The organism is Pseudomonas sp. M2 (assembly GCF_015751845.1).
Lineage (GTDB): Bacteria > Pseudomonadota > Gammaproteobacteria > Pseudomonadales > Pseudomonadaceae > Aquipseudomonas > Aquipseudomonas putida_E.
Map to the genome: position 1 here is coordinate 1,535,968 of NZ_JADOUD010000001.1, position 23,309 is coordinate 1,559,276.

Here is a 23,309-nt window from a genome sequence, read left to right on the forward strand (position 1 = left end):
TGAGGGCAGTACAAGCAGCAAATGCTCAGGCTGTGGCGCGCAACTCACGAGCCGCCGCCACCATGTTCACCAACGCCGCCTCGGTCTCAGGCCAGGCACGGGTTTTCAATCCGCAATCCGGGTTGACCCACAGACGCTCGGCCGGAATACGCAAAGCCGCCTTGCGCAGCAACTTGACCATCTCCTCTCTGGTCGGTACCCGTGGCGAGTGAATGTCATACACACCTGGGCCGATCTCGTTGGGGTAGTCGAACTTCTCGAACGCCTCCAGCAATTCCATGTCAGAACGCGATGTCTCGATGGTGATGACGTCGGCGTCCATCGCAGCGATCGACTCGATCACATCATTGAATTCGCTGTAGCACATGTGGGTGTGGATCTGTGTTTCGTCACGAACGCCCGAAGCGCACAGGCGGAAGGCTTCGGTGGCCCACTCGAGGTAAGCCGGCCAGGCACTGCGACGCAGCGGCAGGCCTTCGCGGAAGGCGGCCTCGTCGATCTGCACGATCTTGATATCAGCTGCCTCAAGGTCGAGCACTTCATCGCGAATCGCCAGCGCCAGTTGACGGGCCTGGGCTTCGCGGCTGACATCCTCACGCGGGAACGACCACATCAGCATGGTCACCGGGCCGGTCAGCATGCCCTTCATCACTTTGCCGGTCAGCCCTTGTGCATAGCGGGTCCAGGCCACGGTCATTGCCTCAGGCCGGCTCAGGTCACCGTAGATCACCGCCGGCTTCACGCACCGCGAACCATAGCTCTGCACCCAGCCAAAACGGGTGAACAAGTAACCGTCGAGTTGCTCGGCAAAGTATTCCACCATGTCGTTGCGCTCGGCCTCGCCGTGCACCAGTACGTCCAGGCCCAGGTTTTCCTGGATCTGTACGGCATGGCGAATTTCACTGTGCATGGCTTCGACGTAATCGGCTTCGGTCAACTTGCCCTGTTTAAACGCCTGGCGTGCCAGGCGTATGGCAGGGGTCTGTGGGAAAGAGCCGATGGTGGTGGTCGGATAGGCAGGCAGGTTCAGCCCGGCTCGCTGCTTGGCAATGCGCTGGCCGAACGCCGACAGGCGCTGGCTGTCGCCAGGCTTTATCGCGTCGACACGCGCCTGTACGGCAGGCTTGTGGATACGCGGCGAGCTGGCGCGGCCAGCCTCGATGGCGCGGCTACGCGCCAGTGCGGCGGCAACTTCGGCAGCGTCCGGCTGATTGATGGCCTTGGCCAGCACGGCGACTTCCTGGCATTTCTGCACGGCGAAGGCCAGCCAGCTTTTCAGCTCGGTGTCGAGCTGGTCTTCACGGCTCAGGTCCACCGGGCTGTGCAACAGCGAACAGGATGGTGCGACCCACAGGCGGTCACCCAGACGCTCGGCAGCGTGACGCAGTACATCAACGGCATTTTCCAGGTCGCAGGCCCAGACATTGCGGCCGTTGACCAGGCCCAGCGACAGTATCTTGTAGGCCGGCAGGCGGTCGAGGATGGTCGGGTACTGCTCCGGCGCCCGCACCAGGTCGATATGCAGGCCGTCGACGGGCAGGTTGGCGGCAAGGCCGAGGTTTTCTTCCAGGCCGCCGAAATAGGTGGCCACCAGTTTTTTCAAAGGGGCGCGCTGGAGGATGTTGTAGACACGCTCATAGGCGTTTTTCCATTCCTGCGGCAGATCGAGTACCAGGATCGGCTCGTCGATCTGCACCCACTCCACACCCTGACCAGCCAAGCGATTGAGGATTTCGTCATACACCGGCAGCAAGCGGTCGAGCAGCTCCAGCTTGTCGAAGTCGCCACCTTTGGTTTTGCCCAGCCACAGGTAGGTCAGCGGGCCGATCACCACCGGTTTGGCGGCATGGCCCAATGCCGTGGCTTCGTCCACTTCCTCGAACAGCTGCTCCCAGCTCAGGGCGAATTGCTGATCGACGGTAAACTCAGGTACCAGGTAGTGGTAGTTGGTGTCGAACCACTTGGTCATTTCCTGGGCGTGGGCAGCGCCGCAGCAGTTGGCACTGCGCTCGGTCGCCACGCCACGGGCCATGGCGAACAGGGTTTGCAGGGTGGGCTTGGCACCGTCATGGCCTCGGAAACGCTCGGGGATGACGCCGAAGGTCAGCGAGTGCGTCAGTACCTGGTCGTACCAGGCGAAATCGCCGACGGGCAACAGCTCGATGCCAGCATCCTTCTGGGCTTGCCAGTGCGCCGCGCGCAAGTCGCGGCCAACCTTGCGCAGGCCGGCTTCGTCCAACTCACCTTTCCAGAAGGCTTCCTGGGCTTTTTTCAGTTCGCGGTCGCGGCCGATACGCGGAAAACCCAGGTTATGTGCCAGTGCCATCTCTTGTCCCTCAGAATGCAAAAAATAATGAGGGGGATTTTCCGGCCCGCCACACAATGAGACAAACTCATTTAATTTGTGATGAAGTCAAGATTCTTTCATGATGAATAGGCCGGGCACGTCTTGTTCAGAGCAGCCTGGTACGCTCGCAGACAAGCCTGCGCCCAAGACGCGTCGCACAATGCCTCACTGAACAATCCAGGTGCCCCATTGCCATGAGCCTGCTGAAATCGGCGCTGCGCGAAAAAACCTTCGTCTGCGTCATGGAGTTCGTGCCCAAGCCGTCGGCCGAACGCTTCGCTGCGATGGAGGCGATCATGGCCCGTGGGCACTTGTGCGGCTGGCCAATGACCGTAGCCATCGGCGACCGTGTCGGCAGCCCGCTGGACCTCTCACCATTGGACGCCCTGTCCAGCTTCAGTAAACCCGTCCCTGCCCTGCCCCACTTTTCCGGCAAGGACCGTGAACGCCATGATCTGCTCGCGCAGCTGAAAAGAATGGACGCCGCCGGCCTCGACCAATTGCTGCTACTGACCGGCGATCGCCTGCCAGGCCACCAGCCAGGCGAGCGCCCGGTGCGCTATCTGGAATCGGTCGCCGCACTGCAACTTGCTCGCAAGGCCTGCCCCCACTGGCTGCTGGGGGCTGCACTCAACCCATTCAAATACCGCGAGGAGGAAGGCGGTGCGCAGTATTTCAAGGCAGAGAAGAAGCTCGCTGCGGGCGCCGATTTCCTCACCCTGCAATTGGGCTTCGATGCCAGCAAGCATCTGGAGGCCATGCAGTGGATGGGGCGTCAGGCCGAACCCAAGCCCCTACTGGCCTGCCTGATGAGCCTGAGCCATGGCCGTGCAGCGATGCTCGAGCATGTCGCCGGCGTTACCGTATCGCCGTCGATGCGCGACATGCTTGAGGCCGAAGCGGGCGTATCCAAAGCCTATGCCCAGGCACGCGGCCTTGATCGCCTGGCCCTGCAGATCATTGGCGTAAAGTTGATGGGGTATGCCGGGGTGCACCTTTCAGGTGTTCACGAACTCAAGCAACTGCTCGCCCTGGAGGCGCGCATCGAGGACTGGCAAGCACGTGTCCATTCACAGGAACAGTGGACAACGGCCTGGGCCGGCAGCTGGCAGATGCCAGGCCTGCCGGCGGTGACCTTTCACCCACCACAAGCAGACTGGCGCCAAGGCCAGTCGAGGGTCAGCGCAACCGCCAGGGAGAAACTGCGTTATCACCTGCTGCATGGGTTTCACGCCCTGTTGTTCAGCCGTAACAACTGGCTGAGCAAGACCTTTGGCTGGGCCGTGCGCCAGCCGCTGTGGGCCAGCGACAGCGGCGCCCGCTGGCTGCACGGGCTGGAGCGCAGCGTGAAGCGCCCGCTGCTGGGCTGCGACACCTGTGGCCGGTGCCGCCTGGAAGACACCTTGTACATCTGCCCCGAAACCTGCCCCAAGGGCCTGGCCAACGGCCCCTGTGGCGGTACTGCGCTGAACCGCTGTGAGTTCGGCGACCGCGAGTGCATCCACAGCGTCAATTACCGCACCGCCAAAGCCGTGCAACAGACCGCCGTGCTCACCGAACGGCTGATCCCCTGCATCGAGGTACAAACGCGTCACCGCAGTTCATGGCCGCAGTGGTTCGCCGTGCAGACGCCTGCCCGGTTCAGCCCGCAGCCAACGCTTCGAAACCCGCCCGAATCTTCGCCTCAGGCAGTTCATCGGCAATGAACACCATCACGCTTTCGCGCGTTTCGCCTTCGGCCCACTCGGCGTCCCAATCGAAACCATAGAGCTTGAGCACGCCCTGGAACACCAGGCGACGGTCTTCTCCGGCAATGTTGAGCACACCTTTATAGCGCAGCAGTTGCTTGCCGTGAGTCTCGAGCAATTCGTTCATGAAGTCGCTGAGGCGGTCGATGTCCAGGGGGACCTCGGTACGCAACACCAGGGTCGAGATACGATCAGGTGTGGCGGGTTTGAACGCCGGGCGCAGGGTTGGCTTGAGGTTGGCGCCCAGATCCGGGTTGAGGTTGAACCCGCGCACGTCGAGCAGTTCGGCCAGGTCGATACGGCCGTGCTCGACCACGCGCAACGCCGCACGGCCATTGATACGCGCCAGGCGCTCGCGCAAGGCGTCCACCGCCGCCGGCTCGACCAGGTCGGTCTTGCTCAGCAACAGGCGGTCGGCAAAGCCCACCTGGGCCTGCGCGATGGTTTGGGCCAGATGCAGCTCGGCATGGGCCGCATCGACCAGGGTAATGATGCCATCGAGGATATAGCGGTCGCGCAATTGCTCTTCGACGAAGAAGGTCTGCGCCACCGGCGCGGGGTCGGCCAGGCCAGTGCATTCGATCACCAGGCGATCGAAAGCGATCTCCCCGGCGTCCAGGCGCTCGAGCAGCAGGAACAGGGCACGGGTCAGGTCGCCATGAATGCTGCAGCATACACAGCCGTTGGCCAGGGTCATGACCTGCACCGGCTCGTCGCCCAACAGCTGGCTGTCGATGCCTGCCTCGCTGAACTCGTTCTCGATCACGGCGATTTTAAGGCCGTGCTCGGCTTTTAGCATGTGCTTGAGCAAAGTGGTCTTGCCAGCACCGAGAAAACCGGTGAGCACGGTTACGGGAATTGGCGTCTGCACGCAGAAATCTCCTGAAGCTGAAAATGACTGTGGGAGCCCACAGGCTCCCACAGGTTCACGCAGTGTGCCGAATCAGCAGCACTTGGGGCCGGACTTGCCACCGTAGCGGGCTTCCTGGCGTTCCCGGAAGAACGCCTCGTAGCTCATCACCGGCTTGTCCGGGTGCTTGGTCTGCATGTGCTCGACATAGTTGTCGTAGTCGGGCATGCCGACCATCAGGCGGGCTGCCTGCCCCAGGTATTTACCCAGCCGACCCAGGTCGTTGAACATCGCAGCATTCCTCTCAAGCGTCAGGCAGTGCCTGGAACGGGGTTTCCTTGTCGGTGCGTTCCTTGCGGCCGAGGGCGGCGTAGCCGACCTTGACGGCAAAGAACAACACGCTGAACACCACAATCAGGAACAACACGGTGAGCCCGGCGTTGGTGTAGGCGTTGTAGATCACGTGCTGCATCTGCCCGATATCCTTGGCCGGGGCCAGCACCTGGCCGGCGTCCAGGGCGGTGCTGTACTTCTCGGCCAGGGCCAGGAAGCCAACCGCAGGGTTCGGGTCGAACAGTTTGATCAGCCCGGCAGTGGTGGTGCAAATCAGCAGCCACACCGCTGGCAGCAAGGTGACCCACATGTAGCGCTGGCGCTTCATCTTGATCAATACCACCGTGCCCAGCATCAGGGCGATACCGGCCAGCATCTGGTTGGAGATGCCGAACAGCGGCCACAGGGTGTTGATGCCACCCAGCGGGTCGATCACGCCCTGATACAGCAGGTAACCCCAAAGGGCCACGCAGCCAGCCGTGCCGATCAGGTTGGCCGTCCACGACTCGGTACGCTTGAGCGCCGGCACGAAGCTGCCCAGCAGGTCCTGTAGCATGAAGCGGCCGGCACGGGTACCGGCGTCCACTGCGGTCAGGATGAACAGCGCTTCGAACAGGATCGCGAAGTGGTACCAGAAGGCCATGGTGTTTTCACCCGGCAGTACCTGGTGCAGGATCTGCGCAATACCCACCGCCAGCGTCGGCGCACCGCCGGCACGGGCCAGGATGGTGTGCTCGCCGATGTCGCGGGCCACGGCCTCAAGCTGCTCGGGGGTGATCAGGAAGCCCCAGCTGCTGACCGTCTGCGCCACCGACACGACGTCGGCCCCGACCACTGCGGGCGGGCTGTTCATGGCGAAATAAACGCCTGGCTCGATGACCGAGGCGGCGACCATCGCCATGATGGCGACGAACGATTCCATCAGCATGCCGCCGTAGCCGATGTAGCGGGCGTTGGTTTCGTTGTCCAGCAGCTTCGGCGTGGTTCCCGAGGAAATCAGCGCGTGGAAGCCGGACACCGCACCACAGGCGATGGTGATGAACAGGAACGGGAACAGTGTGCCCTTCCACACCGGGCCTGTACCGTCGGTGAACTGGGTCAGCGCAGGCATTTTCAGCTCTGGCGCGATGATCAGGATACCGATGGCAAGGCCGACGATGGTGCCGATCTTGAGGAAGGTCGACAGGTAGTCACGCGGCGCCAGCACCAGCCACACTGGCAGCACGGCAGCGACGAAGCCATAACCCACCAGCATCCAGGTGATCTGCACGCCGGTGAAGGTGAACGCCGGGCCCCAGACCGGATCCGCGGCAATCTGGCCCCCCAGCCAGATCGACGCCAGCAGCAGTACCACGCCGACGACCGAGATCTCGCCGATACGGCCCGGGCGGATGTAGCGCATGTAGATGCCCATGAACATCGCGATCGGGATGGTCGCCATCACCGTGAACATGCCCCATGGGCTTTCAGCCAGGGCCTTGACCACGATCAGCGCCAGCACCGCCAGGATGATGATCATGATCAGGAAGCAGCCGAACAGGGCGATGGTGCCAGGGATGCGCCCCATCTCCTCGCGCACCATGTCGCCCAGCGAGCGGCCGTTGCGGCGGGTAGACAGGAACAGGACCATGAAGTCCTGGACCGCGCCGGCCAGCACCACGCCGGCGATCAGCCAGAGCGTGCCAGGCAGGTAGCCCATTTGCGCCGCAAGCACGGGACCGACCAGGGGGCCGGCGCCAGCGATGGCGGCGAAGTGGTGACCGAAAAGAATGTGTTTGTTGGTCGGGACGTAGTCCAGGCCATCGTTGTTGAGCACCGCAGGGGTGGCTCGGCGAGGGTCGAGTTGCATCACCTTGGTGGCGATGAACAGGCTGTAGTAACGGTAGGCGACCAGGTAGATGGCCACTGCCGCGACCACGATCCACAAGGCATTGATCGCCTCGCCTCGACGCAGGGCGACCACACCCAGCGCACAAGCCCCTATGACCGCCAGCGCCAGCCACGGGATGTGGCGTAGCAGGCTGTTATTGTTGTTCATGGCATGCTTCCAGCTAAGTGGTTGGAATAGACAGCCCCTTGAGTCTAGGGCTTGCTTGAAGGGTTTACCATCCCGAATTGGCATACAGCCGGTGGCGAGCACAGGCTCTAGAACGCCGCTACCCGTACAACCTCATGCCTGGGAAGCAACACGCGCCCTGGCGGGCCTGCCATTTTTGCCAGTTGTGCATGAAAGGGGCACGCGCTTTCAATGATCAGGCAATCCGATTGCCCTTGGACGACACGCGATTGACGAATCTGCACACGCTGAAATCGTGCGTCGATCATCTGAAAGCCGGGGAGCCGCTGACCCGTGCCCAGTTCGAACCGCAGCCGTTCGCCACATTCCTCAATGAACTTCAGCCTTACTGGGGCTTCACCGACGAGCAGATGTGGCCGGCACAACCCACCACGCATACCTTGGAGCTACCTGAACGCCAGGGCTATCACGTACTGCTGGGCGTATGGGAAATAGCCGAGACCGACAAGGCCTTCTATCAGGTGGTCGACCTCGATTTCGTCACCAGCTAACGGTGGCGCCGGGTGACTCGGCCATATGTCCCCCGTGTCACCTGTCATCCGGCAGGAGTGCCCGTGGCTGGTCTATAGTCAGTGCTACTGACGAGGGCCCGCCATGACCACTCCTTCCGACGATCGCCGGCGCTTCCAGCGCATTGACTTCGACGCCCCCACCGAACTGCGCCAGGGCGATCGCCGCTGGCCGGTCAAACTCCTGGATCTGTCGCTCAAGGGCCTGCTGATCGAGCGCCCTGAGCCGTGGAACGCCGACCTCACTCAGGATTTCGATGCGATCATCCAACTGGACCCGCACACCCATGTGCAGATGCAGGTGGAACTACGCCATGAAGAGGCGAAGCGGCTGGGGTTCATCTGCCTCTACATCGACATCGATTCGATGAGCCATTTGCACCGTCTTGTGGAATTGAACGTGGCCGACAGCACCGAAATGATGCGCGAGCTGCGACAACTCATCGAATAATGGGATCTCTTAGCTAGCTAATAGCTTTCCCAACTTGTGTTTCTTGTCTACCCAGACAGCTTTCAACCTGGGTATCGCAACGTTGTACACACCCCTCTAACACCGTATTCAATGAGTTGGTACGCGATCTGCATTGCGTTCTTGCACACCCTGCAAGCCTGCTTGTTCGCGCTCCAATCAAAATATTGTATACAATTCTTGTAGCAATCATTTGTAGGAAGTGTCTACAGTAGCGGCACAACAATAAACAGTGAGCCTGCTCAATGACTACGTCCCCTAGCACGTCTCCCGCCAAGCGCCCCGAGGACGAAAACCTCGGCCTTGGAGCCAACTTGGCCTATGGCCTTCAGCATGTGCTGACCATGTATGGAGGGATCGTCGCAGTACCCCTGATCCTGGGGCAGGCTGCGGGCCTCAATGGTGCCGAGATCGGCATGCTGATCGCGGCCTCGCTGTTTGCCGGTGGCCTGGCCACGCTGCTGCAAACGCTCGGCCTGCCCTTCTTCGGATGCCAGTTGCCGTTGGTGCAGGGCGTGTCGTTCGCAGGCGTGGCAACCATGGGGGCGATTCTCAGCAGCCAGGACGGTGGCGGCTTGCCAGGCGTGCTGGGCGCAGTCATGGCGGCATCGCTGATCGGCTTTCTGATCACCCCGGTGTTCTCGCGCATCACCAAGTTCTTCCCGCCTCTGGTCACCGGTATCGTCATCACCACCATCGGCCTGACCTTGATGCCGGTGGCCGCACGCTGGGTGATGGGCGGCAACAGTGCTTCGCCGGAATTCGGCAGCATGGCCAACATCGGCCTGGCAGCGCTGACGTTCGCCATCGTGCTGCTGCTGAGCAAACTGGGCAGCGCGACCATTTCGCGCCTGTCGATCCTGCTGGCCATGGTCTTCGGCACCCTGATCGCCTGGGCGCTGGGCATGACCGACTTCAGCAAGGTGGCCGAAGGCCCGATGTTCGCCTTCCCCACCCCGTTCCACTTCGGTATGCCGACCTTCCACATCGCGGCGATCCTGTCGATGTGCATCGTGATCATGGTGACCCTGGTGGAAACCTCGGCCGACATACTGGCCGTGGGTGAGATCATCGATACCAAGGTCGACTCCAAGCGCCTGGGCAATGGCCTGCGCGCCGACATGGCTTCGAGCATCCTGGCACCGGTATTCGGCTCTTTCACCCAGAGCGCCTTTGCGCAGAACGTAGGCCTGGTGGCCGTGACCGGGGTCAAGAGCCGCTACGTGGTGGCCACCGGTGGTGTGATCCTGGTAGTGCTGGGCCTGCTGCCGGTGATGGGCCGGGTGATTGCAGCAGTGCCAACCCCGGTACTGGGCGGCGCAGGCATCGTGCTGTTCGGCACTGTGGCTGCCAGCGGTATCCGCACCCTGTCCAAGGTCAACTACAAGAACAACGTCAACCTGATCATCGTCGCCGCCTCGCTGGGCTTTGGCATGATTCCGATTGCCGCGCCGAACTTCTACCACCACTTCCCGAACTGGTTCGAGACCATCTTCCACTCCGGCATCAGCTCGGCAGCGATCATGGCCATCGTGCTCAACCTGATCTTCAACCATTTCACGGCAGGCAATTCGGACCAGCAGTCAGTGTTCGCGGCAGGCTACGAGCGCACCATCCAGTACTCGGACATCTCTGCACTGCGTGATGGCGATTACTTCAAGGAAGGCAAGCTGTTCGACGCCGAGGGCAATGAAGTGCCGGTCCTGGAGCTGGACGAGCATGGTAATACGGCGCCCAGGCGAACGCCGGTAGCCGAGCACTGACCGCTGACTGAGCGGTGACCCAGGGGGAGCCGATGCGCATCGTCGGCTCCCTTTTTTGTTGCCTGCACCGGCCGATTGCCTGCACAACCAGCGGCTTATTCGAACAAGGCGTCCAGAGCCTGTTCCAGCCGGGTTACGGCGATCACCTGCAACCCCGCCGGTGATTCCTTCGGTGCGTTGCCCTTGGGCACGATGGCCCGCTTGAAGCCATGTTTTGCCGCTTCTTTGAGGCGTTCCTGGCCACTGGGAACCGGCCGTACCTCGCCCGACAAACCAATCTCGCCAAATACCAGCAGCCCATGGGCCAACGGCCGGTTGCGCAGGCTGGACATCACCGCAGCCAACAAGGCCAGATCCGACGCGGTTTCAAGGACCTTCACCCCACCGACGACATTGAGAAACACGTCTTGGTCATGGGTGGGAATACCACCATGGCGGTGCAGCACCGCCAGCAACATGGCCAAACGGTTCTGGTCCAGGCCCAGGGTGACACGTCGCGGGTTGGCCAGGTGGCTGTCATCGACCAGCGCTTGTACCTCTACCAGCATCGGCCGGGTACCTTCCCATGTGGCCATGACCACGCTCCCCGGTACTTCTTCCTGAGCCCGGTTGAGGAAGATCGCCGATGGGTTGGAAACCTCTTTGAGCCCACGGTCGGTCATACCGAAGACCCCCAGTTCATTGACCGCACCGAAGCGGTTCTTCACCGCGCGCAGCAAGCGCAAGCGGCCATCGGACTCTCCCTCGAAATACAACACGGTGTCGACCATGTGCTCCAGCACCCGCGGGCCTGCCAGCGAGCCTTCCTTGGTGACATGGCCGACCAGGAAGATCGCCGTGCCACTCTGCTTGGCATAGCGCACCAGCAATGCCGCACTTTCGCGCACCTGGGCGACACCGCCGGGCGCTGATTGCAATTGCTCGGTGAAGATGGTCTGGATCGAATCGATGACCATGACCCGGGGCTTTTCCTGGCGCGCGGTGGCAATGATCGTTTCGATACAGGTCTCGGTCATCACTTTGAGCTGGTCCTGGGGCAGCCCCAGGCGGCGTGAGCGCATGGCCACCTGCTGCTGCGACTCTTCGCCGGTGACATACAGCGCCGGCATGCCCACGGCGATATTGCACAAGGTCTGCAGCAGAATGGTCGATTTGCCGATGCCCGGATCACCACCGATCAACACCACCGAGCCGTCGACCAGGCCGCCGCCCAGCACGCGATCGAGTTCGGTGCTGCTGGTGGTGAACCGCGGAATTTCCTCGACGCTGACTTCGGCCAGGGTCTTGATCTGCGCCTGTTGCCCGGTCCAGCCGGCGCGACCGCTGGGTGCCGCCGCACCGCCGCTCTCGATCATGGTTTCGACCAGGGTGTTCCACGCCCCGCATTCGCCACACTGGCCGGCCCATTTGGGAAAGGTAGCGCCGCACTCGGTGCAGCCATACAAGCGCTTGGCCTTGGCCATGGGCAGGGTCTCCTGGAAAAAATCGCCATGATAGCCGACGCAGACGTGTCTCGAGCGCGTCGGCATGCGACAAAACTATTCGTTCCAAGCGCAGTCACTACCCGTGAACGGCACGCATGAAGCGATGCAGTGGCTTACACTGCGTAAACATCACCATTTGTCACAAGGGAATCGAACATGGGAATGATCAGTGAGTTCAAGGCCTTCGCGGTCAAGGGCAATGTCGTCGACATGGCAGTCGGTATCATTATCGGCGCTGCATTCGGCAAGATAGTCTCCTCATTCGTCGGCGATATCATCATGCCGCCACTGGGGATATTGATCGGAGGCGTGGACTTCAGTGACCTGGCCATTACCTTGAAGGCGGCTGAGGGCGATATACCGGCCGTGGTGCTGGCCTACGGCAAGTTCATCCAGACCGTGATCGACTTCGTAATCGTGGCCTTCGCCATCTTCATGGGTGTCAAGGCGATCAACCGCCTGAAACGCGAAGAGGCCGTTGCGCCAAGCGCCCCGCCGACCCCGACCCCTCAGGAAACGCTGCTGACCGAGATTCGTGACCTGCTCAAGTCGCAGAACCAGAATCGCCTGCCTTGAAACGCGGCAAGCTGCAAGCTGCAAGAGAAAAGCCGCTCAAGGGCAGCACTTGTAGCTTGCAGCTTGCAGCTACCAGTAGTTCTCCACCGCCACCTGCCCAGGCCGCTTGCTCAGGCTCAACTGCAGGTCACGCGCCTTGAGCACCTTGCGGGTCTCATCGATCATTTGCGGGTTGCCGCAAAGCATGATCCGTGAGTGCTCAGGCGACAGTTCCAGCCCCGCCGCCTTTTCCAGCTCGCCATTCTCGATCAGCGTGGTGATACGTGCATTCAGCGCACCCGGATACTGCTCACGGGTAACCACGGGAATGAATTGCAGCTTGCCTGCAAACTCTGCCAGGTAATCACGCTGTTCAAGCCCGGCAATCTCATCCACATAGGCCAGCTCCTTGGCCTCGCGTACCGAATACACCAGTTTGATGTTGTCGAAACGCTCCCAGGCCTCGAAGTCCTGCAGGATCGACATGAACGGCGCAATGCCGGTACCGGTCGCCAACAGCCACAGGTCACGGCCACCGACGAAGCGATCAAGGGTCAGGTAGCCAAATGCCTGGCGGTCGATCAGCAGTGAATCACCCTCGCCAAGGCGGCTGAGCTCGCTGGTGAACTCCCCGCCCGGGACCACGATGGAGAAGAAGTCTAAATACTCGTCATGCGGCGCACTGACCATCGAGTAAGCACGCCAGACCACGCTGCCATCGGCCTTGGTCACGCCAAGCCGGGCGAATTGCCCGGCCCGAAAGCGAAACCCCGGATCGCGAGTCACCCGCAGGCTGAACAGGCCAGGCGTCAGTGGCTGGACGTCCAGCAAGGTCTGGCGGGTAAACTTTTCGGCACTGGCGGTCATGACGGGCTCCGTGAATAGCGTGCGCACAGTGTCGCGCAAAGCGGCCAGGATAAAAACCGTTCGATTGTAGGGTCACAGGCCACGGCCTGGCTGCTGTCCTGGAATGATGAGACATTCTTAACAAAAAAATCCCAACAAAACGCTCGGTCTTTTCCTACAATCCCACCGGTATGCAAACGGATTGGGTCCTCTGGACGCAAGGGAGAGGGTTGATGCCTCACTGGAATCACGAGCATTTAGACCGCTTGGTCAACGAAAGTACCCCGCAAAAGGTGTTCGACCTCGCGGTTCACCTGGCACAGGACCTGGGCATGGAGTTCATGGGGCTCAAGCTTCGCATTCAGCTTGCAGCCCAGGCACCCAGGCTCTACCTGTACAGTAACTACCCGCTTGCCTGGATCGAGCGTTATCAACGCGACGAGTTCTACAAGCAGGACTCGGCAGCAGCATTGAGTCACACGTCGACCGGGCCGGTACTGTGGACCGATGAGTTGTATCGCGAAGCGCCGGATTTTCGTGAGCAGGCCTGCAAACATGGCCTGCGCCACGGCTGGACACAATCGCTGCATGACCTCAGGCACAACGAGACCCAAGTCAGCGTGGCACGGCCCTGTGGCAAGATCGACACCCACGAGCTGTACGACAAGGCCGGCCAAGTACAATGGCTGTGCCATACGCTGCACGACACCATTTGTGAGCATCACCTGGCCAAGTTGAGTTCGCCGCTGAAGATGAGCGATCGGGAACTCGAGGTGCTGAAATGGTCGGCCGCCGGCAAGACCGCCGCCGACGTCGCCTGCATTCTGTCACTGTCGCAAAGCACAGTGAACTTCCATATCCGCAGCGTGATTACCAAGACCAATGCTTCCAACAAGGCAGGCGCCGTCGCCATTGCCGTGATGCGAGGCCTGATCGATCAATAACCCGGCCTGCGACCAGAGGCAAAGCCCTGTAGAATCGCGTACCGAAGCCCGTGACGATCTGTGACGGGCGACCCGTGCCCGAGCCTGATGCCATGCCCCTGTTGATCACACCCTACGCCGAACTCGACCTGATCCGCCAGCCGGACCAGGCCAACGACCCGTTGCAGGCCTTTGACGCCGCCGATGAATACCTGCTCGAGCAGTTGCACGCTCAGCAACTGGCGGCCGGGAGCAGGGTGCTGGTACTCAATGACAGCTTCGGCGCGCTGGCCGCCAGCCTGGTCGACCACGTGCCGGTGGTCAGCAGCGGTGACTCGCACCTGGCCCACATGGCCCTGGAAAAAAACCTCGCGCGTAACGGCAAGGCATTCGACAGCGTACCTTTCGTGCCCGCCAGCGAGCATTGGCAGGGGCACTTCGATCGCGTACTGGTGCGCGTGCCGAAAACACTTGCACTGCTCGAAGAGCAACTGATCCGGTTGCAAGGCCACCTGGCGCCCGGCGCACAGGTCATCGCTGCGGCCATGATCAAACACTTGCCACGGGCTGCGGGTGATCTGCTGGAGAAGTACATCGGCCCGGTACAGGCTTCGCTGGCGCAAAAAAAAGCGCGCCTGCTGACGGCCACCTTCGCCCAGCGCCCTGCCGCCAGCTCCCCGTACCCGACCCGCTACCGCCTCGACTCACCTGCGCTCGAACTGCTCAACCATGCCAACGTATTCTGCCGCGACGGCCTGGACATCGGCACGCGGGCCTTCCTCCCACACCTGCCACACGACTTGGGCAATGCACGTGTCGCCGACCTGGGTTGCGGCAACGGCGTGCTGGCCATCGCCAGCGCGCTGGCCAACCCCCAGGCGCACTACACACTGGTGGATGAATCGTACATGGCGGTGCAGTCGGCGCAGGAAAACTGGCAGGCTGCGCTGGGCGATCGCGCGGTGACGGTAGTGGCAGGCGATGGCCTGGCGGGGGTGGAAAAGCAATCGCTGGATGTGGTGCTGTGCAACCCGCCGTTCCATCAACAGCAGGTGGTGGGCGACTTCCTTGCCTGGCGCATGTTCCAGCAGGCGCGTGAGGCATTGGTGGTCGGCGGTGCGTTGTATATCGTCGGTAATCGCCACTTGGGCTATCACAGCAAGCTGGCGCGCCTGTTCCGGGGAGTTGAACAGGTGGCCGCGACACCGAAGTTCGTGATCCTCAAAGCCCGCAAGTGAAGCGGGGGCTGCTCAGTGCAGCCCCACGGCCCTCAATGCGTGGTCAGCCCCGCCGCGCTCATGAACAGCCGCATCACATAGGCCGCCACGCCCAGGGCGGCCACGCTCAAAGCCCAGATCAGCAACAACCAGCCCAGGCGTTGCCACAGGGGTTTCTTCTCTTCAAGGCCATGTTTGCCAGCCATGATGGGCCCTCCTAGTGATAGCCGTCTTCGTGGGTGACCTTGCCGCGGAACACGTAATAGCTCCAGAAGGTATACCCCAGGATGAATGGCAGGATGAACAATGTGCCGACCAGCATGAAGCCCTGGCTCTGTGGCGGCGCAGCTGCATCCCAGATCGAGATCGACGGCGGGATGATATACGGCCAGAGGCTGATGCCCAGGCCGCTGTAGCCAAGGAAGATCAGCACCAACGTCAGCAGGAACGGGGTGTAGTTGGCACTGCGCGCCACTGCCTTGAACAAACCGTAGAACGTTACCAGCACGAGAAGCGGTACCGGCATGAACCAGATCAGGTTGGGCATGCTGAACCAGCGATCGGCAATCTGTGGGTAAGCGATCGGCGTCCACAAGCTGACGATGCCGATCACCACCAGCAACACCAGGGCCAGCGGCCGGCCGAGCTTGTGCATCTGCGCTTGCAGAGGCCCCTCGGTCTTCATGATCAGCCAGGTGCACCCGAGCAAAGTGTACGCGACGATCAGGCCCAGGCCACTGAACAGGCTGAACGGGGTCAGCCAGTCGAGCGTGCCGCCGGCGTAATGCCGGTCCACTACCTTGAAGCCCTCGATGAATGCCCCCAACGCGACCCCCTGGAAGAAAGTCGCCACCAGTGAACCGCCGATGAACGCCTTGTCCCAGATGTGGCGCTTGTCGTCCTTGGCCTTGAAACGGAACTCGAAGGCCACTCCGCGGAAGATCAGGCCGATCAGCATGAGGATCAGCGGCAGATAAAGCGCTTCGAGCACCACCGAATAGGCCATCGGGAAGGCCCCGAACAAACCGGCGCCGCCCAGGACCAGCCAGGTTTCGTTACCGTCCCATACGGGGGCGACGGTGTTCATCATCACATCCCGGTCCTGCTCAGCCTTGACGAAGGGGAAGAGCATGCCGATGCCCAGATCGAACCCGTCCATCACCACGTACATCATGACACCGAAGATGATGATCACGGCCCAGATCAGCGGAAGGTCGATACCCATGGCTCAGTTCTCCTTGCTCAGGCTGGGGGCAGTGGCCTTGCGGCCTTCATCGGCGGCGGAAAGCGGCCGTGCCGGCGTGCGTTTCTGGCCGGGACCGCCAGGGGTGTGCTCGTCGCCCTCGCCCGTTTTCGGCCCTTTGCGCACAAGGCGCATCATGTAGCCCAGGCCAGTGCCGAACAGCGCGAAGTACACCACCACGAATGCAATCAGGGTAAAGCCCAGCTGGGCGTAGCTATGGTTGGAGACACCCTCCGAGGTACGCATCAGGCCGTACACCACCCACGGCTGGCGGCCGATCTCGGTGGTGAACCAGCCGGCAAGAATGGCGATCAGGCCCGATGGGCCCATCCACAGTGTCAGGTACAGGAACGGGCGTGAAGTGTAGAGGGTGCCGCGTTTGCGCAGCCAGAGGCTCCACAGGCCAACGAAGATCATCAGGAAGCCAAGCCCGACCATGACCCGGAACGACCAGAAGACAATGGTCGAATTGGGACGGTCTTCTGGCGGGAACTCCTTCATCGCCGGCACTTGCTTATCCAGGCTGTGGGTAAGGATCAGGCTACCGAGCGCCGGGATTTCGACCTTGAAGCGGGTGGTTTCGGCTTCCATGTCCGGGATGCCGAACAGGATCAGCGGGGTCGGCTCGCCAGGAACGTTCTCCCAGTGGCCTTCGATTGCGGCAATCTTCACCGGCTGATGCTTGAGGGTGTTAAGCCCGTGGAAATCACCGATCACAGCCTGGATGGGGGCGACGATCAGCGCCATCCACATGGCCATCGACAGCATCTTGCGCACCGCCGGGTTATCGCGCCCGCGCAGCAGGTGCCAGGCCGCCGAGGCGCCAACGAAGAAGGCGGTGGCAACGAACGCGGCGGTGGCCATGTGCATCAGGCGGTAGGGGAACGACGGGTTGAAGATGATCGCCAGCCAGTCCACCGGGACGACCCGACCGTCGATGATCTCGTGGCCTTGCGGGGTCTGCATCCAGCTGTTGGACGCCAGGATCCAGAAGGTCGACACCAGCGTACCCAATGCCACCATCACGGTGGAGAAGAAATGCAGGCCGCGGCCCACGCGGTTCCAGCCAAACAGCATGACGCCGAGGAAGCCCGCCTCGAGGAAGAACGCGGTCAGCACCTCATAAGTGAGCAGGGGGCCCGTGACAGCGCCGGCGAAGTCGGAAAAACGACTCCAGTTGGTACCGAACTGGTAGGCCATGACCAGGCCGGAAACCACCCCCATACCGAAGTTGACGGCGAAGATCTTCGACCAGAAATGGTAAAGGTCACGGTAGACCTGCTCATGGGTCCTCAGCCAAAGGCCTTCGAGAACCGCCAGGTAACTCGCAAGGCCAATGGTGATGGCCGGGAACAGGATGTGGAACGACACGGTAAAGGCAAACTGAATTCGGGCGAGCTCGAGGGCTTCTATTCCGAACATGGTGCTTCCTCTTCAGGTAATCCGGCTTCCGGGCTCGTGGCCCGTCGCCCACTGCCCCCGCGTTAGTGTCGAGTGCGGCACGTTGGAATTGTTCTGTTCGATCGCAGGGATTTCGGCCCACTGGCCAAATCGTTGTTTCTGGAACGATTGATCCAGATCAACGATTGATAGCAAGCATAGTCCCGAATGGCCCGGCAGGCGGTGCGGTTGTTTGCCGCGTGACCGGTTGCCCCACGCCCTTCCAGAGCCGAAGAAACCGTGTCGACAACGGCAAACAGTAACCGTTTGTTACAAACAGATGATAATCTGCCGCCCCCCTCTACTGCGCCGAGGCCACAGGTTTCCGATGTCCGATTCCGCACCGCAGTTGTTGCGCCATCACCGCCCTTTCATTGCCTTCTGGCTGGCCCGGGTGTTCACCGCCAGCGGTTTTCAGATGCTTACCGTTGCTATTGGCTGGCACCTCTACCAATTGACCGGCAATGTGCTCGACCTGGGCCTGGTTGGCCTCGTCGAATTCGCGCCGCGGGTGCTGTTCATGCTGCACACCGGGCACGTCGCCGACCGCTATGACCGGCGCAAGGTCGCGGCCCTGTGCCAGACGCTGCAGGGGTTGATCGCCCTGGTGCTGGCCTTGGGCAGCGCCACCGACAACGTCAGCCGCGAACTGATCTTCGCCCTCGCCTTCCTGCTCGGAGCCACCCGCTCGTTCGAAATGCCCGCCACCCAGGCGCTGCTGCCCAATGTGGTGCCGCCCGGGCTGTTTCCTCGGGCCGTAGCGGCCTCAGCCTCGGCCACCCAGGCGGCGACCATCGTCGCCCCGGCCGTGGGTGGGCTCCTGTATGCCTTCGGCAGTACCTGGGTGTATGGCCCGACCGTGGCCCTGTATGCCATTGCCTGCTTGCTTATGCTGACCCTGGATTCGCGCCAGCAAGTGCCGCAACGCGGTCGCGCCAGCCTGGAGTCGCTACTGGCAGGCGTGCGTTTCATCCGCAGCCGGCCAGACATTCTCGGGGCGATTTCCCTCGACCTGTTCGCCGTACTGCTGGGTGGCGCCACCGCACTGCTACCAGTGTTCGCCAAGGATATCCTGCTCACCGGCCCTTGGGGCCTGGGCCTGTTGCGGTCGGCGCCAGCGGTGGGCGCGCTGTTGATGTCGTTCTGGCTGGCGCGCTTCCCGGTGGAGCGCAAGGTCGGCCGCACCATGTTCACCGCAGTCGGGGTGTTCGGCGTGGCAACTATCGCCTTTGGCCTGTCGACCTCATTCTGGTTCTCGCTGGCGGTACTGGTGGTGCTGGGTGCAGCAGACATGATCAGCATGGTGATACGCGGTGCGTTCGTGCAACTGGAGACGCCGGATGAGATGCGTGGCCGGGTAAGCGCAGTCAACGGCCTGTTCATCGGTGCCTCCAATCAGCTCGGTGAATTCGAATCGGGGGTCACGGCGCACTGGTTCGGCACGGTGCCGGCGGTGGTGCTGGGCGGCGTCGGCACCTTGGTAGTGACCGGTGTGTGGATAAAGTTGTTCCCGACACTGGCCACGCGGGATCGGTTGCACAATGGTTGACGGGGGCCTGAACGGCCATAGGCCCCTGCCAGCCATGCTGGTATGATGCGCGGCTTTTTTCCTCCCCACGCAAAACCACGGCAGCCGTTACGGTCTGTGCTTTGCTGATGGGGTCGATACATTCACGGCGCCGGGGGCGCCTCGGGGAGCGGGCATGCTGGAAAGGCTGTTTCAACTAAGAGCACACAACACCAACGTGCGCACCGAGATTCTTGCGGGCGTCACCACCTTCCTGGCCATGGCCTACATCCTGTTCGTCAACCCGAGCATTCTTGGCGAAACCGGCATGGACAAGGGCGCGATCTTCGTCGCCACCTGCCTGGCTGCCGCCATCGGCTCGGCGACCATGGGCCTGATCGCCAACTACCCCATCGCCTTGGCGCCGGGCATGGGCTTGAACGCGTTCTTCACCTACACCGTGGTCCTGCACATGGGGCACACCTGGCAGGTCGCGTTGGGCGCGGTGTTCCTCTCGGCGGTGATGTTCTTCCTGCTGTCGATCTTCCGCATCCGCGAGTGGATCGTAAACAGCATCCCGCTGCCGCTGCGCTCGGCCATTGCCGCGGGCATTGGCCTGTTTCTGGCGCTCATCGCCCTGCATAACGCCGGCATCGTCGTCGATAACCCGGCCACCCTGGTGGGCATGGGCGACCTCAAGCAGCCGTCGGTGATCCTTGCCACGCTGGGCTTCTTCCTGATCGTGGGCCTTGAAGCGCTCAAGGTGCGCGGCGCGGTGCTGATCGGTATTCTCGCCGTGACGGTCGCTGCGATCGCCATGGGCGTCACGCCGTTCGGCGGTATCGTGTCGATGCCCCCTTCGCTGGCACCGACCTTCCTGCAGCTGGACATCGCCGGGGCACTCGACGTAGGCCTGGTCAGCGTGATCTTCGCTTTCCTGTTCGTCGACCTGTTCGACAACTCCGGCACCCTGATCGCCGTGGCCAAGCGCGCCGGCCTGATGGGCAAGGACGGCCACATGCCGAAGATGGGCCGTGCCCTGATCGCCGACAGCACTGCGGCCATGGCCGGTTCGCTGCTGGGCACCTCGACCACCACCAGCTACATCGAGTCGGCGGCAGGCGTGAGCGCCGGTGGCCGCACCGGCCTGACCGCCATCGTGGTGGCCGTGCTGTTCCTGCTGGCGCTGTTCTTCGCCCCGCTGGCCGGTAGCGTACCGGCCTTTGCCACCGCACCGGCGCTGCTGTTCGTCGCCGTGCTGATGGCTTCGGGCCTGGCGGAAATAAACTGGGACGACGTGACCGAGGCCGCACCGGTGGTGGTCACCGCCCTGGCCATGCCGCTGACCTACTCGATCGCCAACGGCATCGCCTTCGGCTTCATCTGCTGGACCGCCGTCAAGCTGATCTCCGGCCGCCGCCGCGACCTGAACCCGGCACTGGTGATCCTTTCCATCCTGTTCGTCATCAAGCTGGGCTGGTTCAACGCATGAGTGCTGCCTTCGACCCTAGCGCCTACGACGCGCAACTGCAGGCCAAGGTTACCCGCCTGCGCGAGCTGCTGGCCCCCTTCGGTGCGCCGCAGCCCGCTGTGTTCGACTCGCCGCGCGAGCATTACCGCTTGCGTGCCGAGTTCCGCCTGTGGCGCGAGGATGGCCAGCGCCACTATGCGATGTTCGCCCCGGGCGAGAAGCACAAGGCCATCCTGATCGACGATTTCCCCATCGCCAGCGAGCGCATCAACGCATTGATGCCGCGCCTCAAGGCTGCCTGGCAGGCCAGTGAAGAACTGAGCAATCGGCTGTTCCAGGTGGAGTTCCTCACCACCCTTGCCGGCGATGCGATGGTCACGATGTGCTACCACCGCCCGCTGGACGAGGCCTGGGAAGTGGCAGCACGGCAACTGGCCGAAGAACTGGGCGTGAGTCTGATCGGCCGCTCCAAGGGCAAGCGGCTGGTCATCGGCCGTGATTACGCCATGGAAAAACTCGATGTGGCTGGCCGGGTGTTCAGCTATCGCCAGCCGGAAGGCGCATTCACCCAGCCCAACGGCGCGGTGAACCAGAAGATGCTGAGCTGGGCGTATGACGCCATCGGCGAGCGCGATGACGACCTGCTGGAACTGTACTGCGGTAACGGCAATTTCACCCTGCCGCTGGCCACCCGCGTACGCCAGGTGCTGGCCACCGAGATCAGCAAGACCTCGGTCAACGCCGCCCTGAGCAACCTCGAAGAGAACGCGGTGGATAACGTGCGCTTGGTGCGCCTGTCAGCGGAAGAGCTGACCCAGGCGCTGAACGAGGTTCGTCCGTTCCGACGGCTGGAAGGGATTGACCTGAAGAGTTATGCGTTCGGGACCGTGTTCGTCGACCCACCACGTGCGGGGATGGACCCGGATACTTGCGAGCTGACACGGCGTTTTGAACGGATTCTGTATATCTCGTGCAATCCAGAAACGCTGGCGGCCAACATCGAGCAGTTGCAGGACACGCACCGCATCGAACGCTGTGCGTTGTTTGACCAGTTCCCGTATACCCACCACATGGAGAGTGGGGTATTGCTGGTTCGGCGCTGATTGACGGAAATTGGGGCTGCTTTGCAGCCCCAATACACTCAGAAGTCGAAGAAGACCGTCTCCCCTTCCCCCTGGACACGGATATCGAAACGGTACGCCGTCTTGCCATCCACCTCGCAACGCTTGGCAATCAAGGTTTCACGGCGCTGCGGCTGCTCGATCAGGTTGAGCACCGGGCACTTGGCGTTCGCTTCGGCCTCATCATCGAAATACAGCCGCGTATGCAAGTGGATATTGATGCCGCGAGCAAACAGGCTGATGTTGATGTGCGGGGCCATCGGTACACCGGCAGCGTTGTTCACCACACCGGGCTTGACGGTCTGCACGGTCCACTCACCGGCATCGAAGGTGGTGGCAGTACGACCGAAGCTGTTGAAGGCGTTTTCCAGGTTGTAGTCATCCTGGTACTGGCCATTGGCATCGGCTTGCCAGAGTTCCAGGAATGAATCGCGCACCAGGTGGCCGTTGCCGTCATACACCTGGCCGATCAGCAGGATGTGTTCACCCGGTGCCTGCGGCTTAGCCAGACGGTTCCAGATTTCCTGATCACGGGTAGGGTTACCGGCCGCTTCCAGGGCCAGGCCGATGTGCACGTAGGGGCCGGCGGTCTGCGAGGGGGTTTCCGGCAGCAGTTCGATTGGCATGGCGGGGTCCTCAGCAGTTTTCGAAGTGGGTTTTGCGCTGGCCGCGCAGCACGATGTCGAAGCGGTACGCCAGGCAATCCATGGGGTTGGCGTTGCTCATGTCGAGCTTGGCGATCAGTTGCTGCACCGCTTCTGGGTTGGCGATCGACTTGACGATCGGGCACATCGGGATCAGCGGGTCGCCCTCGAAGTACAGCTGGGTGATCAGCTTGGTGGCGATCGACGGGCCGCTGACAGCGACGTGGATGTGCGCCGGGCGCCAGTCGTTCGGGCCGTTGCGCCATGGGTATGGGCCGGGCTTGATGGTGCGGAAGCTGTAGTAGCCTTCACTGTCGGTCAGGCAGCGGCCGACACCACCGAAATTCGGGTCCAGCGGGGCCAGGTAGCGGTCGTTCTTGTGGCGGTAACGGCCGCCGGCGTTGGCCTGCCAGATCTCTACCAAGGTATTGGGCACTGGCTTGCCGTACTGGTCGACGACACGGCCAGCAACGATGATGCGCTCACCAATCGGCAGGCCGCCGTTGTTGAAGTTCAGCAGCAGGTCATGGTCGTGGGCGCCGAAGCCCAGGTGGGTGAAGTCCGGGCCGGTGGTTTCGCTGATCGACTGCGGGATGCTGACCAATGCCTGGCGCGGCGAGCGGGCAATGGAAGTCTTGTAGTCGGGGGTCAGGGCCTTGGGGTGCCAGTTGCGATCACGGATCACGAAGCGGCTGTTGTCCTGGGCGGGCATGCCGTTTTCCTCTCTTGGAGTTATCAAAGCGCCTGTGGTTCGCAGGCGGA

At 62.1% G+C, this 23,309-nt stretch carries 21 protein-coding genes; 10 read left to right on the top strand and 11 right to left on the bottom strand.

Annotated features, from left to right (window positions below):
- Positions 1-25 precede the first annotated feature (25 nt).
- A complete protein-coding gene (gene metE / locus IWW33_RS07250; protein WP_174142294.1) occupies positions 26-2,326 on the bottom strand; it encodes a 5-methyltetrahydropteroyltriglutamate--homocysteine S-methyltransferase in 2,301 nt (766 codons plus the stop codon).
- A gap of 215 nt (positions 2,327-2,541) precedes the next feature.
- Here metE and IWW33_RS07255 point away from each other — a divergent pair, with 215 nt between their 5' ends.
- Positions 2,542-4,053, top strand: a complete 1,512-nt coding sequence (locus IWW33_RS07255; protein WP_174142293.1) for a methylenetetrahydrofolate reductase C-terminal domain-containing protein — start codon at positions 2,542-2,544, stop codon at positions 4,051-4,053.
- On the opposite strand, the gene yjiA is transcribed toward IWW33_RS07255, so the two are convergent.
- The 3 genes from yjiA to IWW33_RS07270 form a co-directional block, all read right to left on the bottom strand.
- Positions 3,989-4,966, bottom strand: coding sequence for a GTPase (yjiA, locus tag IWW33_RS07260; RefSeq protein WP_119688275.1), 978 nt, complete (start codon positions 4,964-4,966; stop codon positions 3,989-3,991). The genes IWW33_RS07255 and yjiA overlap by 65 nt on opposite strands.
- Positions 4,967-5,038: 72 nt before the next feature.
- Positions 5,039-5,236: a YbdD/YjiX family protein gene (locus IWW33_RS07265; protein WP_008094130.1), complete on the bottom strand. Its 198-nt coding sequence runs from the start codon at positions 5,234-5,236 to the stop codon at positions 5,039-5,041.
- A gap of 13 nt (positions 5,237-5,249) precedes the next feature.
- Complete coding sequence (locus IWW33_RS07270) at positions 5,250-7,316, bottom strand: carbon starvation CstA family protein (protein ID WP_046784720.1); 2,067 nt, start codon at positions 7,314-7,316, stop codon at positions 5,250-5,252.
- A 248-nt stretch (positions 7,317-7,564) separates the two neighbouring features.
- Between IWW33_RS07270 and IWW33_RS07275 the strand changes: the two genes are divergently transcribed.
- The 3 genes from IWW33_RS07275 to IWW33_RS07285 all read left to right on the top strand — a co-directional run bounded on the left by IWW33_RS07275 (position 7,565) and on the right by IWW33_RS07285 (position 10,096).
- Positions 7,565-7,846, top strand: coding sequence for a lytic polysaccharide monooxygenase (locus IWW33_RS07275; protein WP_231386145.1), 282 nt, complete (start codon positions 7,565-7,567; stop codon positions 7,844-7,846).
- A gap of 103 nt (positions 7,847-7,949) precedes the next feature.
- Complete coding sequence (locus IWW33_RS07280) at positions 7,950-8,315, top strand: PilZ domain-containing protein (RefSeq protein ID WP_046784718.1); 366 nt, start codon at positions 7,950-7,952, stop codon at positions 8,313-8,315.
- Positions 8,316-8,578: 263 nt separating this feature from the next.
- A complete protein-coding gene (locus IWW33_RS07285) occupies positions 8,579-10,096 on the top strand; it encodes a nucleobase:cation symporter-2 family protein (protein WP_012312724.1) in 1,518 nt (505 codons plus the stop codon).
- A 95-nt stretch (positions 10,097-10,191) separates the two neighbouring features.
- On the opposite strand, the gene radA is transcribed toward IWW33_RS07285, so the two are convergent.
- Positions 10,192-11,559, bottom strand: a complete 1,368-nt coding sequence (gene radA, locus IWW33_RS07290) for a DNA repair protein RadA (RefSeq protein WP_042111159.1) — start codon at positions 11,557-11,559, stop codon at positions 10,192-10,194.
- Positions 11,560-11,736: 177 nt separating this feature from the next.
- Here radA and mscL point away from each other — a divergent pair, with 177 nt between their 5' ends.
- Positions 11,737-12,156, top strand: a complete 420-nt coding sequence (mscL, locus tag IWW33_RS07295) for a large-conductance mechanosensitive channel protein MscL (protein ID WP_012312722.1) — start codon at positions 11,737-11,739, stop codon at positions 12,154-12,156.
- Between the two features lie 69 nt (positions 12,157-12,225).
- On the opposite strand, the gene IWW33_RS07300 is transcribed toward mscL, so the two are convergent.
- Positions 12,226-13,002 carry a ferredoxin--NADP reductase gene (locus IWW33_RS07300; RefSeq protein WP_174142292.1) on the bottom strand — a complete coding sequence of 259 codons (777 nt, stop codon included), beginning with the start codon at positions 13,000-13,002 and terminating at the stop codon, positions 12,226-12,228.
- 212 nt (positions 13,003-13,214) lie between these two features.
- Here IWW33_RS07300 and IWW33_RS07305 point away from each other — a divergent pair, with 212 nt between their 5' ends.
- The gene (locus tag IWW33_RS07305; RefSeq protein WP_046784715.1) at positions 13,215-13,925 is read left to right on the top strand and encodes an autoinducer binding domain-containing protein; all 711 of its coding nucleotides are present in this window, start codon (positions 13,215-13,217) and stop codon (positions 13,923-13,925) included.
- A gap of 92 nt (positions 13,926-14,017) precedes the next feature.
- The gene (locus tag IWW33_RS07310; protein ID WP_046784714.1) at positions 14,018-15,142 is read left to right on the top strand and encodes a methyltransferase; all 1,125 of its coding nucleotides are present in this window, start codon (positions 14,018-14,020) and stop codon (positions 15,140-15,142) included.
- 32 nt (positions 15,143-15,174) lie between these two features.
- On the opposite strand, the gene IWW33_RS07315 is transcribed toward IWW33_RS07310, so the two are convergent.
- From IWW33_RS07315 to IWW33_RS07325, 3 genes are read right to left on the bottom strand one after another with little or no spacing between them, the layout of a single operon-like run.
- A complete protein-coding gene (locus IWW33_RS07315; protein ID WP_080765861.1) occupies positions 15,175-15,330 on the bottom strand; it encodes a DUF2474 domain-containing protein in 156 nt (51 codons plus the stop codon).
- Between the two features lie 8 nt (positions 15,331-15,338).
- Positions 15,339-16,346, bottom strand: a complete 1,008-nt coding sequence (cydB, locus tag IWW33_RS07320; protein WP_012312717.1) for a cytochrome d ubiquinol oxidase subunit II — start codon at positions 16,344-16,346, stop codon at positions 15,339-15,341.
- Between the two features lie 3 nt (positions 16,347-16,349).
- The gene (locus tag IWW33_RS07325; protein WP_046784713.1) at positions 16,350-17,786 is read right to left on the bottom strand and encodes a cytochrome ubiquinol oxidase subunit I; all 1,437 of its coding nucleotides are present in this window, start codon (positions 17,784-17,786) and stop codon (positions 16,350-16,352) included.
- Between the two features lie 346 nt (positions 17,787-18,132).
- Between IWW33_RS07325 and IWW33_RS07330 the strand changes: the two genes are divergently transcribed.
- From IWW33_RS07330 to trmA, 3 genes are all read left to right on the top strand, one after another.
- Positions 18,133-19,353, top strand: coding sequence for an MFS transporter (locus IWW33_RS07330; protein WP_125923832.1), 1,221 nt, complete (start codon positions 18,133-18,135; stop codon positions 19,351-19,353).
- Positions 19,354-19,507: 154 nt separating this feature from the next.
- Positions 19,508-20,803 carry an NCS2 family permease gene (locus tag IWW33_RS07335; protein ID WP_046784711.1) on the top strand — a complete coding sequence of 432 codons (1,296 nt, stop codon included), beginning with the start codon at positions 19,508-19,510 and terminating at the stop codon, positions 20,801-20,803.
- Positions 20,800-21,885 (top strand): tRNA (uridine(54)-C5)-methyltransferase TrmA, encoded by a 1,086-nt coding sequence (trmA, locus tag IWW33_RS07340; RefSeq protein ID WP_046784710.1) that lies wholly within the window; start codon positions 20,800-20,802, stop codon positions 21,883-21,885. Before IWW33_RS07335 ends, trmA begins: the two co-directional genes overlap by 4 nt.
- A 38-nt stretch (positions 21,886-21,923) precedes the next feature.
- On the opposite strand, the gene pcaG is transcribed toward trmA, so the two are convergent.
- Together pcaG and pcaH are read right to left on the bottom strand one after the other, a co-directional pair.
- Positions 21,924-22,529, bottom strand: a complete 606-nt coding sequence (gene pcaG, locus IWW33_RS07345; protein ID WP_046784709.1) for a protocatechuate 3,4-dioxygenase subunit alpha — start codon at positions 22,527-22,529, stop codon at positions 21,924-21,926.
- Positions 22,530-22,539: 10 nt separating this feature from the next.
- The gene (pcaH, locus tag IWW33_RS07350) at positions 22,540-23,259 is read right to left on the bottom strand and encodes a protocatechuate 3,4-dioxygenase subunit beta (protein WP_046784708.1); all 720 of its coding nucleotides are present in this window, start codon (positions 23,257-23,259) and stop codon (positions 22,540-22,542) included.
- Positions 23,260-23,309 lie beyond the last annotated feature (50 nt).

Bases quoted from the DNA above. Each gene is read 5' to 3' on its own strand.
- metE (WP_174142294.1), bottom strand. From the start codon at position 2,326: ATGGCACTGGCACATAACCTGGGTTTTCCGCGTATCGGCCGCGACCGC.
- IWW33_RS07255 (WP_174142293.1), top strand. From the start codon at position 2,542: ATGAGCCTGCTGAAATCGGCGCTGCGCGAAAAAACCTTCGTCTGCGTC.
- IWW33_RS07265 (WP_008094130.1), bottom strand. From the start codon at position 5,236: ATGTTCAACGACCTGGGTCGGCTGGGTAAATACCTGGGGCAGGCAGCC.
- IWW33_RS07270 (WP_046784720.1), bottom strand. From the start codon at position 7,316: ATGAACAACAATAACAGCCTGCTACGCCACATCCCGTGGCTGGCGCTG.
- IWW33_RS07280 (WP_046784718.1), top strand. From the start codon at position 7,950: ATGACCACTCCTTCCGACGATCGCCGGCGCTTCCAGCGCATTGACTTC.
- IWW33_RS07285 (WP_012312724.1), top strand. From the start codon at position 8,579: ATGACTACGTCCCCTAGCACGTCTCCCGCCAAGCGCCCCGAGGACGAA.
- radA (WP_042111159.1), bottom strand. From the start codon at position 11,559: ATGGCCAAGGCCAAGCGCTTGTATGGCTGCACCGAGTGCGGCGCTACC.
- mscL (WP_012312722.1), top strand. From the start codon at position 11,737: ATGGGAATGATCAGTGAGTTCAAGGCCTTCGCGGTCAAGGGCAATGTC.
- IWW33_RS07300 (WP_174142292.1), bottom strand. From the start codon at position 13,002: ATGACCGCCAGTGCCGAAAAGTTTACCCGCCAGACCTTGCTGGACGTC.
- IWW33_RS07305 (WP_046784715.1), top strand. From the start codon at position 13,215: ATGCCTCACTGGAATCACGAGCATTTAGACCGCTTGGTCAACGAAAGT.
- IWW33_RS07310 (WP_046784714.1), top strand. From the start codon at position 14,018: ATGCCCCTGTTGATCACACCCTACGCCGAACTCGACCTGATCCGCCAG.
- cydB (WP_012312717.1), bottom strand. From the start codon at position 16,346: ATGGGTATCGACCTTCCGCTGATCTGGGCCGTGATCATCATCTTCGGT.
- IWW33_RS07325 (WP_046784713.1), bottom strand. From the start codon at position 17,786: ATGTTCGGAATAGAAGCCCTCGAGCTCGCCCGAATTCAGTTTGCCTTT.
- IWW33_RS07330 (WP_125923832.1), top strand. From the start codon at position 18,133: ATGTCCGATTCCGCACCGCAGTTGTTGCGCCATCACCGCCCTTTCATT.
- IWW33_RS07335 (WP_046784711.1), top strand. From the start codon at position 19,508: ATGCTGGAAAGGCTGTTTCAACTAAGAGCACACAACACCAACGTGCGC.
- trmA (WP_046784710.1), top strand. From the start codon at position 20,800: ATGAGTGCTGCCTTCGACCCTAGCGCCTACGACGCGCAACTGCAGGCC.
- pcaG (WP_046784709.1), bottom strand. From the start codon at position 22,529: ATGCCAATCGAACTGCTGCCGGAAACCCCCTCGCAGACCGCCGGCCCC.
- pcaH (WP_046784708.1), bottom strand. From the start codon at position 23,259: ATGCCCGCCCAGGACAACAGCCGCTTCGTGATCCGTGATCGCAACTGG.